The sequence below is a fragment of the Geothrix campi genome, assembly GCF_024609265.1.
Classification (GTDB): Bacteria; Acidobacteriota; Holophagae; order Holophagales; family Holophagaceae; genus Geothrix; species Geothrix campi.
This window is the reverse complement of sequence record NZ_JANHMP010000003.1, coordinates 16,378-29,453: the sequence shown is the minus strand read 5'-3', so window position 1 is coordinate 29,453 and position 13,076 is coordinate 16,378. Positions and strand designations below refer to the sequence as shown.

At 68.0% G+C, this 13,076-nt stretch carries 11 protein-coding genes, 2 tRNA genes, 1 pseudogene and 1 riboswitch; of the genes and pseudogenes, 6 read left to right on the top strand and 8 right to left on the bottom strand.

Annotation, left to right across the window (positions count from 1 at the left end):
- Nucleotides 1-8: 8 nt before the first annotated feature.
- The 3 genes from NOV65_RS11975 (at nucleotide 9) to NOV65_RS11965 (ending at nucleotide 2,978) form a co-directional block, all read left to right on the top strand.
- A complete protein-coding gene (locus tag NOV65_RS11975) occupies nucleotides 9-1,109 on the top strand; it encodes a branched-chain amino acid aminotransferase (protein ID WP_257306702.1) in 1,101 nt (366 codons plus the stop codon).
- A 44-nt stretch (nucleotides 1,110-1,153) separates the two neighbouring features.
- Nucleotides 1,154-2,539: a hypothetical protein gene (locus NOV65_RS11970; protein ID WP_257306701.1), complete on the top strand. Its 1,386-nt coding sequence runs from the start codon at nucleotides 1,154-1,156 to the stop codon at nucleotides 2,537-2,539.
- An 85-nt stretch (nucleotides 2,540-2,624) separates the two neighbouring features.
- The gene (locus tag NOV65_RS11965; RefSeq protein ID WP_257306700.1) at nucleotides 2,625-2,978 is read left to right on the top strand and encodes a cytochrome c family protein; all 354 of its coding nucleotides are present in this window, start codon (nucleotides 2,625-2,627) and stop codon (nucleotides 2,976-2,978) included.
- A gap of 133 nt (nucleotides 2,979-3,111) precedes the next feature.
- On the opposite strand, the gene NOV65_RS11960 is transcribed toward NOV65_RS11965, so the two are convergent.
- From NOV65_RS11960 to NOV65_RS11945, 4 genes and pseudogenes are all read right to left on the bottom strand, one after another.
- Complete coding sequence (locus NOV65_RS11960) at nucleotides 3,112-4,365, bottom strand: B12-binding domain-containing radical SAM protein (protein ID WP_257306699.1); 1,254 nt, start codon at nucleotides 4,363-4,365, stop codon at nucleotides 3,112-3,114.
- Nucleotides 4,350-5,108 (bottom strand): annotated as a pseudogene (locus NOV65_RS11955) (DUF169 domain-containing protein). Before NOV65_RS11955 ends, NOV65_RS11960 begins: the two are co-directional and overlap by 16 nt.
- 38 nt (nucleotides 5,109-5,146) lie before the next feature.
- On the bottom strand, nucleotides 5,147-6,217 hold the full coding sequence (locus NOV65_RS11950; protein ID WP_257306698.1) for a radical SAM protein: 1,071 nt from the start codon (nucleotides 6,215-6,217) through the stop codon (nucleotides 5,147-5,149).
- A gap of 476 nt (nucleotides 6,218-6,693) precedes the next feature.
- Nucleotides 6,694-6,786, bottom strand: a tRNA-Ser gene (locus tag NOV65_RS11945).
- Nucleotides 6,787-6,869: 83 nt separating this feature from the next.
- Between NOV65_RS11945 and NOV65_RS11940 the strand changes: the two genes are divergently transcribed.
- A tRNA-Ser gene (locus NOV65_RS11940) sits at nucleotides 6,870-6,959 on the top strand.
- Nucleotides 6,960-7,252: 293 nt separating this feature from the next.
- Nucleotides 7,253-8,776, top strand: a complete 1,524-nt coding sequence (locus NOV65_RS11935) for a Sapep family Mn(2+)-dependent dipeptidase (protein WP_257307277.1) — start codon at nucleotides 7,253-7,255, stop codon at nucleotides 8,774-8,776.
- Here NOV65_RS11935 and radC read toward each other — a convergent pair.
- Genes radC through NOV65_RS11920 form a run of 3 tightly spaced genes read right to left on the bottom strand, consistent with a single transcriptional unit; the run spans nucleotide 8,773 to nucleotide 10,277 of the window.
- Nucleotides 8,773-9,453, bottom strand: a complete 681-nt coding sequence (gene radC / locus NOV65_RS11930) for a RadC family protein (RefSeq protein ID WP_257306697.1) — start codon at nucleotides 9,451-9,453, stop codon at nucleotides 8,773-8,775. The two genes, NOV65_RS11935 and radC, sit on opposite strands and share 4 nt — an antisense overlap.
- A complete protein-coding gene (locus NOV65_RS11925; protein ID WP_257306696.1) occupies nucleotides 9,453-9,953 on the bottom strand; it encodes a pilus assembly FimT family protein in 501 nt (166 codons plus the stop codon). The genes radC and NOV65_RS11925 overlap by 1 nt, the downstream gene beginning before the upstream one ends.
- Before the next feature lie 9 nt (nucleotides 9,954-9,962).
- Nucleotides 9,963-10,277 (bottom strand): ComEA family DNA-binding protein, encoded by a 315-nt coding sequence (locus NOV65_RS11920; protein WP_257306695.1) that lies wholly within the window; start codon nucleotides 10,275-10,277, stop codon nucleotides 9,963-9,965.
- Between the two features lie 253 nt (nucleotides 10,278-10,530).
- A riboswitch (S-adenosyl-L-homocysteine riboswitch) is annotated at nucleotides 10,531-10,619 on the top strand.
- A 64-nt stretch (nucleotides 10,620-10,683) separates the two neighbouring features.
- On the opposite strand from NOV65_RS11920, the gene ahcY reads away from it, so the two are divergent.
- Nucleotides 10,684-12,084: an adenosylhomocysteinase gene (gene ahcY / locus NOV65_RS11915; RefSeq protein WP_257306694.1), complete on the top strand. Its 1,401-nt coding sequence runs from the start codon at nucleotides 10,684-10,686 to the stop codon at nucleotides 12,082-12,084.
- Nucleotides 12,085-12,166: 82 nt separating this feature from the next.
- On the opposite strand, the gene NOV65_RS11910 is transcribed toward ahcY, so the two are convergent.
- Nucleotides 12,167-13,045, bottom strand: a complete 879-nt coding sequence (locus NOV65_RS11910) for a caspase family protein (protein WP_257306693.1) — start codon at nucleotides 13,043-13,045, stop codon at nucleotides 12,167-12,169.
- Nucleotides 13,046-13,076 lie beyond the last annotated feature (31 nt).

Genomic DNA, 13,076 nt, shown 5'->3' with positions numbered 1-13,076 from the left:
ATCCCGTGATGCCCACTTCCACCCTCGAGATCCACCCCTCGGACCACGCCGCCAGCCCCGAGGAGCGTGCGAAGCGCATGACCAATCCCCGCTTCGGCCAGGTGTTCACCGACCACATGGTGGTGATCCCCTACAAGGAAGGCGAAGGCTGGGGCAAGGGCGTGCTGAAGGCCTACGGTCCCATCGAAATGTCGCCGGCCTCCTCCGTGCTGCACTACGGCCAGGCCATCTTCGAGGGGTTCAAGGCCTACAAGCAGAAGGACGGCAGCATCGCGTCCTTCCGGCCCGAGGCCAACGCCCGCCGCTTCAACAAGTCGGCCGCCCGCCTGGCCATGCCCGAGTTGCCCGAGGAGCGTTTCCTTGAGGCCGCCAGGACCCTGATCACGCAGGACCAGGCCTGGGTGCCCGGCGCCGTGGGCGAGAGCCTCTACATGCGCCCCCTCATGATCGGCACCGAGCCCGCGCTGGGCGTCCACGCCAGCAGCGAGTACCTCTTCATCCTCATGGCCAGCCCCAGCGGCGCCTACTTCTCCGGCGGCGTGAAGCCCGTGACCGTGTGGATCTCCGATGACTATGTCCGCGCCGCCCCCGGCGGCACCGGCTTCGCCAAATGCGCGGGCAACTACGCCGCCAGCCTTGTGGCCCAGCGCCAGGCCAAGGGCGAGGGCTGCGACCAGGTGGTGTGGCTGGACGCCATTCACCGGGAGTACATCGAGGAGATGGGCGGCATGAACATCTTCTTCGTCTACCAGGAGAAGGGCGAGACCGTGGTCGTCACGCCCGAGCTCACCGGCACCCTGCTCCCCGGCATCACTCGCGACAGCCTCCTGCAGCTGGCCCGGGAGCTGGGCTACCGGGCCGAGGAGCGGAAGATCAGCGTGGCGGAGTGGAAGGCCGCCGTGGCCGAAGGCCGCATGACCGAGACCTTCGCCTGCGGCACCGCCGCCGTCATCACGCCCGTGGGGCAGGTGAAATCCAAGCGGGGCGAATGGCTCGTGAACAACGGCGAGACCGGCCCGGTGGCCGCCAGGCTACGCGAGGCCCTCCTCAACCTCCAGCACGGCCTCACTCCCGATTCCCACGGCTGGATGAAGAAAATCGTCGGATAATCCCGGGCGAACCGGGGCCTTCCCCCGGAGCACCGGAGGGGGCCATGCCCACCGTCCGCCAGCAGGGATCCGGCTGGGGAGTCCGCCTCCTCGCCGGGTCCCTGGCCGTTCTGGTCTGGGGTTGCGCCACGCCGCACCCCCTGGCCTATACCCCCGCCGTGCCTGAACCGGTCCGCCGTGGAATCAGGGTGGTGGAGGTGGTGCCGGTCGTGCCGGAAGCGGGGACTCAGCCCCACCTGGACGGCGAGATCGGCAAGGGCCACGCCACCGGCAAAGGCGCCGCCACCGGCGCGGCCACCGGGGCCACCGCCGGGTTGCTGGCCTCCCTGCAGACCGGCCCCTTCTTCGTGATCCTCGCGCCCATCCTCGTTCCGGCGGGCACCCTGGTGGGCGGGGCGGGGGGTGCGGCGGTCGGCTATGCCGGGGGCATTCCCGAGCAGGAGGCCCAAGCGGTGCGGGCGCTGCTCACCCGCCATCAGGCGGACCTCTCCGCGGAGCTCGCCGGCCAGGTGCTCAGGCGCTTGCCCCAGGCAGGGAAGGCCCAGGCCTCAGCTGGTTCCGCTCCGGATCTGCGCCTGGAGGTCTCCGCGCTTTCCTGGGGGCTGTACGGCGGGGCTGGGGCCCATCCCGTGGCGGATTTTGAACTGACCGTCTTCTACCGTGTGCTGGATCCGCAGGGAACCTCCCTGCTGGACCGGCGATTCACCGTGGGAGGGCCCCGGCGCCCCTTCCAGGACTGGTGTTCGGAGGATGGGAAATGGTTGCGGGAGGCCCTGACGGCCACGGTGGAATCCGCCGCCGAAGCCGTCGCGGATTCAGCCTTCCTCATCCAGGACTTCTACCTCTCGAAGTCCACCACCCCTGCGACCTGCGGACTGCTGCCCCGTCGGCCGGGGCAGGTCTTCCTGGCCGGGTCTCCGCTCCAGGGCGCCGCGCCGAAGGTGGAGAGCCTCAGCCCCGCCTTGCAGTGGGAGGCGTTTCCCCGGCGGGAGGATCTCGATCACGATGCCGGCCGGTTGTTCGAGCGCATCTCCGAAGTCCGATACGATCTCCGGATCTGGACATCGGTCGGAGGTGGCCCCGGCCAGCTGGTGTATGAGCGGCTGGGGTTCAGGCTGGAACCACGGACCGATCCGGTGGAGATCCCGGCGACCCCCGGAGATGACCCCAGACCTGCCGTAGCGGCCTTCGTGGAACACCGCGTGGACTGCGTCCTGGCGCCGGGCACCGAGTACCTCTGGTCCGTGCGGGCCCGCTTCCGCCTCGATGGGGAAGAGCGCGCCTGCCGCTGGTCCATGAATCAGGCTCCGGATATCCGGGCCCAGCCTGCCTTCCGGCGCTGGCTCCCCTACAGCCTGCCTCCCGCCCGCGGGCTGTGCGTCTACGATGGCATTCCGCCCCTCCGCCACCATCGGTTCTGCACGCCCTGAGCCCCGATTTCATTCTTGACCTCAAGGTTGCGTGAAGATTCCGGCCCAGAGGCGTAGCCTGGGGACCTCATTCAAGGAGGAACTCATGGTGTTGATCCGTTCCTTGGCGCTGGGCCTCCTCGCGAGCGCCGTGGCCCTTTCCGCTGCCCCGACCAAGGTCGGTGCCGCGGCCTGCAAGATGTGCCACAAGGTGCAGTTCGAGTCCTGGAGCGCCTCTGAGCATGCCAAGACCAAGCCGGTCCTGGACTGTGAAGGCTGCCACGGCGCCGGAAGCGAGTACAAGGCCGTCAAGATCATGAAGGATCCTGCCGCCGCGAAGAAGGCGGGGCTCATCATGCCGGACAAGGCCCAGTGCGCCACCTGCCACGGCAAGAAGAAGGTGTCCCCCATGACTGACGCGATGTTCGCGAAGGTCCACGCGCACAAAAAGAAGGCCTGAACCACCTGTGCCCACCTCCGCCGCGTGCCCGCCGGACCGGGGCGCGACGGATGTGGGTGTGCCTGAGCGTGGAGGAGGGGTGTGGATGGGCGGTGGTGGGGCCCCGCTCCTCGGGGAGCCCGGCTGAGGGACGCTAGACTCCCGCAGTCGCCAGCCGGTCTTGAAGCCAGGGTTCAAGCCCGGGGGCGAGGTAGAAGCGGGGGTAGAGCAAGGCCTCTTCGCTCGCGATGACGCCCTCCTGGAGGGCCCGGCGGGCGAGCGCCGTGCCCGGGTAGATGCGGATGCCCGCGGTGACCCTCAGGCCGTCCAGCTGCAGCGAGCGGGCGAAGGCCAGGCTCTCCTCCACGGTCTCCCGGGTCTCGCCAGGGCCGCCCAGGAGCAGGAACCCCATGCGCCGGATGCCGTGGGCCGCGAGCAGGTCCGAGATGCGCCGCACTTCGTCCGGCGTGAAGCGCTTGTTCATCTCCTTGAGGATCGCGGGCGTGCCGCTTTCGAAGCCCAGGCTGGCCTCGACGCAGCCCGAGGCGGCCATGGCGCGGACCAGTTCCTCGCCGACGCCCTGCGGGTAGAGGATGCACCGCCACTGCACGGCGGGAGCGAGGGTCAGGAGGCCCCGGCAGAGCGCCAGAGCCTGGGCCTCGGGAAGGTTGAAGGAGTTGTCCACGAAGTAGAAGCGCCGGTAGCCCCGTCGGGCCAGGCCGGCGATGGTGTCCACCACCTGCCGGGGGGAACGGCAGCGGTACGTCCGTCCCTGGATGCGGGCCGTGGAGCAGTAGGAGCAGTCGTTGGGGCAGCCGCGCCGTGATTGCACCGGCACCCAGAACTCGGGGGATTCCCGGTCCGCCGGGCGGTCCAGCGCCTTGTCCCAAAGCGGGAACCGGTCCAGGTCGGCGACGGCCGCGCACGTCGTGTCCCCGCGGTCGCCGGCGACCTGGACGCCCGGGACGTCCCGGAGATCCCGGCCGGCTCGGAGGCGCTCCAGCAGGGCGGGGAAGGCCGCCTCGCCATCACCCCGGATGCCGTAGTCGGCCGCCAGATAGGCGAGGGTCTCCCGGGGGAAGATGCTGTAGCCAGGGCCGCCCAGCACGATGGGGGCTTGGGAGGCCGCCCGGCAGGCGGCCACGACCTCCCGCGCCTTCTCCAGCAGGAAGTGGGGCTCCTGCCGGCTCTGATCATCGATGTTCCGGATGGAGAGGCCGATGACTTCGGGAGCGCTCCCGTGGATGGTGCGCTGGATGGCGGCGCGGAGGTCGCCAGCATCGAGGAGGTCCAGGAAGGCCACCGTGTGCCCGGCCCGGCGCAAGGCCGCCGCCACGAGGCCCAGGCCGTAGGGCAGGGCCACCATGCTGATCCGCTCGGTATTCGCGGCGATCAGGAGGACTCGCATGGCCCCCCCGGGGAGTAGACCCTTTCCAGGGGGCCCAAGGTCTCGACCTCCCGCTCGAAGGCGCCGGCCGGTGCCTCCGGCCGGGAGGCAGTCTCGTCCAGGGCGTGCATGATGCCCAGCATCCGCGGGAAGGGCACCGAGACCAGGAGCAGGTCCTCATCGAACCCCGCGAGTCTCCTCGCTCCGAAATCCAGCAGGGAGAGCCCGAGGTTCCCGGTCGCCAGGGGGTAGGTGATGCCGGTCCGGCAGGCCGGCCCCGCCAGGTCCGTGGCCAGGGGCCCGCCTTCCCAGTAGTCGGCGAGGCCGATGAGCCGGTGCAGCGAGCCGGGGCGGCCCAGGAAGATCACCAGGTCCGGGCGGAAGGTGGCCGCGGACAGCGGCGCGAAGCAGACATGCGAAGCCAGGCCGAGTAGAGGCGGGATGGTCTACTGGCTCCGATGGAGAGCCACCCTGGAGCCGTACACCTGCTCGCGGCGGATGAGGAAGTCCGCCAGCCGCTCCTGCCCTTCAGGCGACAGGCGGCCGAGCCCCAGGTTCAGCAGCCCTCCGGGGCATCCGCACGTGTCCGCCGTGAGGGTGACGGGCGTGCCTTCGCTGGCGTGCCGGAGGGCTTGGCAGACCGAAAACCTGGCCGAGGGCGGGGCCGCCCCCTCGGGCAGCGCCCCCGCGAACGCCACCGCCACGGGCTCATGCGCCAGTCTGAGGGTTCCGGTCAGTCTGGACGACCATCCGCGCCATTCCATGACGGCCTCCCTTGGTTGATGCCGTTCCCGCCCGCGGTTCAGCCCATCCTTGCGTGCTTGGCGAGCCACGTGGGCAGGGAGCGCAGGTTGTAGTAGGTGCCCAGGTTGTAGAAGCAGGTGGAGGAGCAGTGGGGCAGGCAGGCCTCCTTCGCGGCCCGCAGCGCCTCGGGGTTGAAGTCGGGCTTCCAGATGCGTCCCCAGTCGTAGGGATGCGTGATGAGGTCGAAGCAGGGCGCGATGGAGCCGTCCGGCTTGATCAGCGCGCCGTTGTGCCCGGCGCGGCAATCCCAGGGCTCGATCTTGCCCCGCAGGCGGTCCTTCATGGCCCGGAGGTGCTCGGGCGCATTGACCATGCACCAGCCCAGGCCCTGCTTCTCGATGAGCCAGTCCAGGAGCGCGTCCACCTCCTCGTACTGCTCGGGCCGGATGCTCAGGCCGTTTTCCCGATGGGCGTAGTGGTCGATGTCCACCATGCGCTGAGGCTCTTCGTTGAGGTGATAGTCGGTGCCGATGCCGTTCTGATGGGCGATCTCGGTGAGCATCTTGACGTCTTTGAGGTTCGTCCCGCAGATGTTGATGTTGAAGAACAGGATGTAGCCGTAGGTCTTCTGCTGCTCCACGAGGTAGCGGAACTGGGGCTCGATGGCCAGCAGCGCCTTCGGCAGCCCCTTGCGCGGCGCGACGCAGTCCACGGCCAGGTTGATGGCGGTCACGCCTGCCTGGCCCGCCGCGTCGATGAAGGCCCGGTCCATGAGGTAGCCATTGGTGGGCAGGTAGACGAAGAAGCCGTTCTGGCTGCCGTAGCGGATCACGTCCAGGATGAACTCCTTACGGATCAGCGGTTCGCCGCCCATGATGGCGAGGACCCGGCAACCCACGGTCTTGAGCCAGTCGATGGAGGACTGGGCCGTTTCCAGGGACATCCCCTCCCGGCCGTTGTCGTTCTGGAAGCAGTAGTGGCAGTCGATGTTGCACTTCCAGTCGGTGAAGAGGTAGCAGAGCAGCGGCCGGAATTCGTCGGGCCGCAGCCGCGACCCGACGTAGGGGACGGCCCAGCGCCGGATGGCCCGGGCCCCGTTGAGGCTCCTGTACCGAAGCGTGTCCAGCATCGCCCCCTCCTTTCATTCCCCGATCGTTGGACGATCGGGCCTTGAAAACCGGAAAGCCGCTTTGACCATGATCCGTCCAGCTCGCCCGCCATCCCCTTCAAGGACGCAAAGGCAGATCGGACGCCCCCATGGTACGGCGCTGGCCCGGGGATGGATCCCTTTTTTCTTGACGGGCGCTCGGCCCATCAAGCGATTGGAACCGGCTGAGCCCGGGGAAGGTTGCCGCTGTGGGGGATTTCCGGGTTCGAATCCCCCGCTCTCCGCCACGGCTTCGATGAGCATCTGGGCAGACCGGTCAGGGGGATTCCCTTCGCATCACGCTGCGCATGACACCCCGGTCGCACGAATCGCGCGTCTCTCTGTCTCGGGTCCAACAGCCCCCGGCTGTCTCCCCGGGCCAAGACGAGAGCCGGCGATTCTGTGATTTCGAATCCCCCGCTCTCCGCAAAAGCAAAGCCGCCTTTCGGCGGCTTCAGTGGCGGAGAGAGGGGGATTCGAACCCCCGGTACTGGTTTACCCAATACACTCGCTTAGCAGGCGAGCCCGATCGGCCACTCCGGCATCTCTCCAAGGTCTCCCAGATTACCGTTGGGGGCGGCTTGGCACAAGGCTTCTTGCCCAGAGCCGCGCCCAGCCTTCAAGATGGAGGCACGGAGGGATGGCCGAGCGGTTTAAGGCAACGGTCTTGAAAACCGTCGTGGGTGTGAGCTCACCGCGAGTTCGAATCTCGCTCCCTCCGCCACCTCAGCGCCCCGCGAATGCGGGGCGCCTTCATGAAGGCGCGGGGGGAGCGGGATTCGAAGTCACTGAATCGCTGGCAGGCTGACTCGGACCTCCGGCCCTCACCCCTTCGGGGCGGCACCGGCCTCTTGCGAGGCCGGTCCGTCCTATCCTCCCCGCACTTCGTTGCGGTCGGATGGTGACCGCAGGCTCCAACAGCCATTGGGGCGGAAGTTGTCATTCCGTCAACCTGGGCTGGAATTTCTGTCTGCACACGTATAGTCGGGGATCAGCCGTTTGGAGGTCGTGGTGCGGATGCTGCTTCCCTTGATGATCCCTTCCCTCCTGTGGGCGGCCCAACCGGCCCAGCCGGCGCGGCTGGTCCACGACCACTACGACCGCCGCCTGGCGCCCCGGCTGGTGCCCCTCCTGTCCGAGGTGATCCGCTTCCCCACGGTCGCCGGCAACACGAAGGCCTGGACGGACCAGAAGGCCTGGCTCCAGAAGCTCGCAGGCGATCTCGGTTTTGAGGTGCGGGACGCGGGCAAGGTGATGGAGGTGGACCTGCCGGCCACGGGTGGACGGGCAGGGGCGCCGGTGCTCGGCCTCCTCGTCCATGGCGACGTGCAGCCCGTGGACGACCACTGGAGCATCCCGCCATTCTCGGGGACGGTGAAGGATGGGCGGGTCCTCGGCCGCGGGGCCGCGGATGACAAGGGCCCGATGATCCAGGCCCTCATGGCCATGAAGGCCCTGAAGGAGGCGGGCCCCGCCCGGACCAGCACCATCCGGCTCCTGGTGGGGAGCGACGAGGAGAGCACCAACACCGACATCACGGACTACCTGAAAACGAACCGGCCGCCGGACTTCAGCCTCGTGCTCGACTCCGCCTTCCCCGTGGTCGTGGGCGAGAAGGCCTGGAATGCGCTCACCCTCGCGACCCAGCGGCCGACCGCTCCCACGGCCGACCGCCCCTGGACCGTGGCGGCCCTGGAGGCGGGCCTGGCCACGAGCATCGTTCCCGATCGGGCGGTGATCCGCCTGACCTCCGCGGCCGGGAAGGACCCCCTAGCCGCCCTTCGGAAGCGCCTGGAGACCCGGCCGCTGGATGCCGGATGCCGGGCGGATTTCAGCCTCACACCCGAGGGGGCCGGGGCCTCCCTGACCGTCACCGTCCACGGCAAGGCCGCCCATGGCGGCGTCAACCTGGAGGGGGGCCGCAATGCGCTCGTGGCGCTGGCGCGGCTGCTGGACGGCGAACTGCCGCCGGGCGGGGCGGACGACCTCCTGGCCTTCGCGCGGCAGGCGGGCCGGGACCTGTACGGGACCGGGCTGGGACTCACCGAAACCGACCCGCTCTGGGGTCGGTGCGCGGTGAACGTGGCCACCCTCAAGCCGGAGGCAGACGGCAGCCTGAAGCTCACCCTCAACATTCGCGCGACGCCGAAGCGGTACGGGTCCGCGCTGGAGGCGCACCTCCGGCAGATGGTCGCCGAGTTCGCCACTGCCCGGCACGCGACCTTCAGCTTCGGGGGCTTTTTCGGAGACACGCCCCTGGCCTTCGACCCGCAGTCCCGGTTGGTGATGCGCCTCATGGCTGACTACGCCCGCGCCACCGGGAGGGCGGATGGCCCTGCCATCTCCGGGGGCGGCACCTACGCCAAGCGCATGCCTCATGCCATCGCCTTCGGCATGTGGTTTCCCAACCGGCCCTACCCGGGGCACGACGTGGATGAACAGGTGCCGATCGAGGATCTGCACCGTGGCGTCCACGTGCTCATCGAGACCCTTGCCGACCTCGCCTGCGGGGAGCCGCTGAAGGAGCCGTTCAAGCCCTAGCCTCGCTGGTCCCAGCCTTCGGCCGCGCGGAAGCTGTGATAGCGCTCGTGGCCGAGGATGAGGTGGTCGGCCAGGGGCACGCCGAGGGATTCCCCGGCGGCCTGGAGGCGGCGGGTGAGCTGGATGTCCTCGCGGCTGGGGGCGGGGTCGCCGCTGGGGTGGTTGTGGAAGGCCAGGGCGGTGCTGGCGCCGTAGCGGAGGGCTTCGCGGAAGAACTCGCGGGGACTGATGAGCGTGGCGGTGGAGGTGCCCTGGCTGAGGATGCGCTCGGCCAGCAGGTCGCCCTTGGCGTTGAGGGCCAGGAGGCCGAAGCGCTCCTCCGTCCAGCCCTGGCAGCGGGGCAGCAGGTAGCTGCCGGCGGCGCGCGGGCTGGTGATGCGGGGGCGGTCGGTTCCACGCTGGGCGCGCCGGGAGAGCTCCAGGGCGGCCCAGAGCTGGCCGGCCTTGGCGGGGCCGAGGCCCGGCTGGTCCAGCCAGTCATTCAGGCCGAGGCCCAGGAGACCGGCGATGCCGCCGGTGCGGCCCAGCACCGCCTGGGCCAGTTCCACGGCGCTTTGACCTCGCAGGCCCGTGCCCCAGAGCAGGGCGAGGAGGTCGGCATCGGAGAGGGTTTCGCCGTGGCCCGCCAGCAGGCGCTCGCGGGGGCGCTGGTCGGGGGAGAGATCCAGTATGCGCATCAGACCCTCATCCACTTCTGGCGGTCCCGGTGCCACCACAGCACCTGGAGCCGGCCTTGTCCGGAGAGCCGCATGCACAGGGCCTCCCGGCCATCGTTCAGGAACCAGGTGCTGGCCAGGGCGGTGTGGCGGGGCGTGACGGTGAGGATGGGATGGGCCTCGCCCGTGCGAGTGGCCACCGAGGGTTCATCCATCCCCGGAGGCAGGGGGATGTTGGCGGGCTTGCCCCACTTCACCCGGCGACTGAACTGCACTTGCAGATGTTCCCCGGCGCCGCTGGCTTGGCCGAGTGCCACGCTGACGTTGGTGCCCCGGGCCCGGGCGAGGCTGAAGGCCTGTTCCAGGCTGCCGCGGATCTCATGGTGGGCCACCGAGAGATCGGCTCTGCCCGGATCCCACTGGGCCAGGCACACCATGGTCATGGCGGCGGCCACGGCCATGGAGACGGTGAGGTCCAGCAGGGAGGTTCCCGACTGGGATGCGCGGCAGCTCTGGAACATGGCTGCCCCCTACTTCGTCGCAGCCGCAGCGCGCGGCGCAGCGGTGAGGGCCAGGTAGGGCTTGAGCTTGGCGTAGGACTTCTCGCCGATGCCCTTGACGTTCATGAGCTCTTCCGGGCGCTGGAAACCGCCGTGCTGCTTGCGGAAGGCCACGATGCGCTCGGCGGTCTTCTGGCCGACGCGGGGCAGCTGCATCAGCTCGGTCACCGAGGCCGTGTTGAGGTTCACGGCCCGCTGGGGAGCCCGGGACGGGCGGGCGGTCGCGGCGGAGAGGGGAAGCGCCAAGACAAGGGCCAAGGCGAGGGTGGTGAAGGGGTTGGACATGGTTGCCTCCTTTCAGGCAGCTAGGTCCAATCGAAGGTCGTGCCAGTTGATAACTCTTTTATTTGCAGATTAAATACTTCGAATATGAAAGAATTTTGTCAGTTAAATATGACAAAATAGCTTCAAAAATTGATAATTAACATTATTTCAATATTTATATTCTGTAATAAAGTTCAGAAAATTTTTGAAACAATGACATGAAATAGAATCGGAGGAATCCACCCCCATCCCTGTCGTCACCGCTATCCTTGAGGAGTCCGAGGAGCGCTGCAGGACCCGGCAGATCGGCTGTGCGGGATCTCAGGCTCGGACCCATCCTTTCTGGAACGGCGCTCGCCTCAACCCTGAACCAGGGCGCTGGGGTGGGCCAACCACCTTGCCGACCTGGCCCTCTGTGGAGGTCCTCATGACCGTCGCCACCACCCCCGACTTCATCGTCGCCGATCTCAGCCTGGCCGCCTGGGGCCGCAAGGAGATCGCCATCGCCGAGGGCGAGATGCCCGCCCTCATGGCCATCCGCAAGGAGTACGCGGCCAAGCAGCCCCTGAAGGGCGCGCGCATCGCGGGTTCCCTGCACATGACCATCCAGACCGCCGTGCTCATCGAGACGCTGAAGGCCCTCGGTGCCGATGTGCGCTGGGCCAGCTGCAACATCTTCAGCACCCAGGACCACGCCGCCGCCGCCATTGCCGCGGGCGGCACGCCGGTCTTCGCGATCAAGGGCGAGACCCTGCCGGACTACTGGGACTACACGCATCGCATCTTCGACTTTGACGGCGGCGCCAACATGATCCTCGACGACGGCGGCGATGCCACGCTGCTGCTGCACCTGGGCACGCGGGCCGAGCAGGACCTCCACGTGCTGGACCATCCGGACAGCGAGGAGGCCACCGTGCTCTTCGCCGCCATCCGCAAGCGCCTGGCCGAAAAGCCGGGCTGGTACTCGGCCCAGCTGGCCAAGGTTCAGGGCGTGACGGAGGAGACCACCACCGGTGTCCACCGCCTCTTCGAGATGGCGAAGAAGGGTGAGCTGAAGTTCCCGGCCATCAACGTCAACGACAGCGTCACCAAGAGCAAGTTCGACAACCTGTATGGCTGCCGCGAGTCCCTGGTGGATGCCATCAAGCGCGCCACGGATGTCATGGTCGCCGGCAAGATCGCCGTGGTCTGCGGCTACGGTGACGTGGGCAAGGGCAGCGCCCAAGCGTTACGAGCTTTGTCCGCCCAGGTGTGGGTGACCGAGATCGATCCCATCTGCGCCCTGCAGGCCGCCATGGAGGGCTACCGCGTGGTCACCATGGACGAGGCCGCCGACCAGGCGGACATCTTCGTCACCTGCACGGGCAACCTCCGGGTCATCACCCACGACCACATGAAGCGCATGAAGCACAACGCCATCGTGTGCAACATCGGCCACTTCGATAGCGAGATCGATGTCGCCAGCCTCGAGCAGTACCAGTGGGAGGAGATCAAGCCCCAGGTCGACCACATCATCTTCCCCGATGGCAAGCGCATCATCCTGCTGGCCAAGGGCCGGCTGGTGAACCTGGGCTGCGGCACGGGCCACCCCAGCTACGTGATGTCCTCCTCCTTCGCCAACCAGACGCTGGCCCAGATCGAGCTGTGGACGAAGAAGAGCAAGTACCAGATCGGCGTCTACACCCTGCCGAAACACCTGGACGAGCAGGTGGCGCGGCTCCAGCTGCAGACCCTGAACGCGAAACTCACGGCCCTGCGTCCCGAGCAGGCCAAGTACATCGATGTGCCGGTCGAGGGGCCGTACAAGGCCGATCACTACCGCTACTAGGCTGAAACGCTGCGCGTTTCACCAGACACGGCGCCGAAAGGCGCCGTGTCTATTTGCAGGCTGGATTGAAACCTCTCTGCCATCAGGTCGGCATCTCCGTGGGGAGCGGCGTCACGTTGGGGGGCACCTCCACGGCCTTCATCACGGCGTGGCGGGTGACGGCCTCGCAGTCCAGCTGGGGGGTCTGCGTGAAGTGGGCGGCGCTGAGGTCGGAGCGGATCTTGGCCAGCACCTTGGCCCGGGTGAGGTGGTTGCCGCTGGCCATGGCCTCGCGGCAGAAATGCCAGGTGAAGGCGCCGTGCCAGTCGCCCTGCATGAATGCGTCCGCGGCGGTCTGGCTCTCCTTGCAGGCGGTCCAGAGGATGTGGTGCGACAGGCCCTTCTCCAGGAGCTTGATGTGGCCGGGCCGGGCGCGGCGGTACTCGATGTCGCGGAAGGCCTCGACCGAGGGCGGCGGCAGGTAGCGGGGCTTGCGGTCCATGAGCAGATCCGCGGCGCGCAGACCAGCGCCGCTGTGGGAAGTGTCGAGGAGGATTTCCAGGATCACGGTCTGGGGCAGCTGCACGAACAGGTCGTGGAGCTCGTCGTCCACGATGAGGTGGTCGCGGTCCCACTGGGGGCCGCTCTTGGCCAGATCGTGGGGGCAGAAGGCCTCGTCGGCCCGATCGAACTCGTCGAGGTTCAGGTCAGGCACCTGGGTGCCGTGGCCCGCGTAGGTGAAGACCAGGTGGTTGTACCGGCTGGCCAAGGCGCCTTCCACCATGCGTCGCAGCTCACGCATGATGTTGGCTTTGGTGGCGGCCTGATCCGTCAACTGGATGATGTCGGAATCCTCGAAGCCCAGCAGATCCTTCAGCAGGGCGGCCATGTCGTGGGCGTCGTTGACGCACCCATTCAGGTTGGCCGAAGGGAAGTTCTGGTACTGGTTGATCCCGACGCAAAGCGCAGTGCGATGCAACATGGGAGCCTCCTAGGCTTTGCGCTCTGATTCG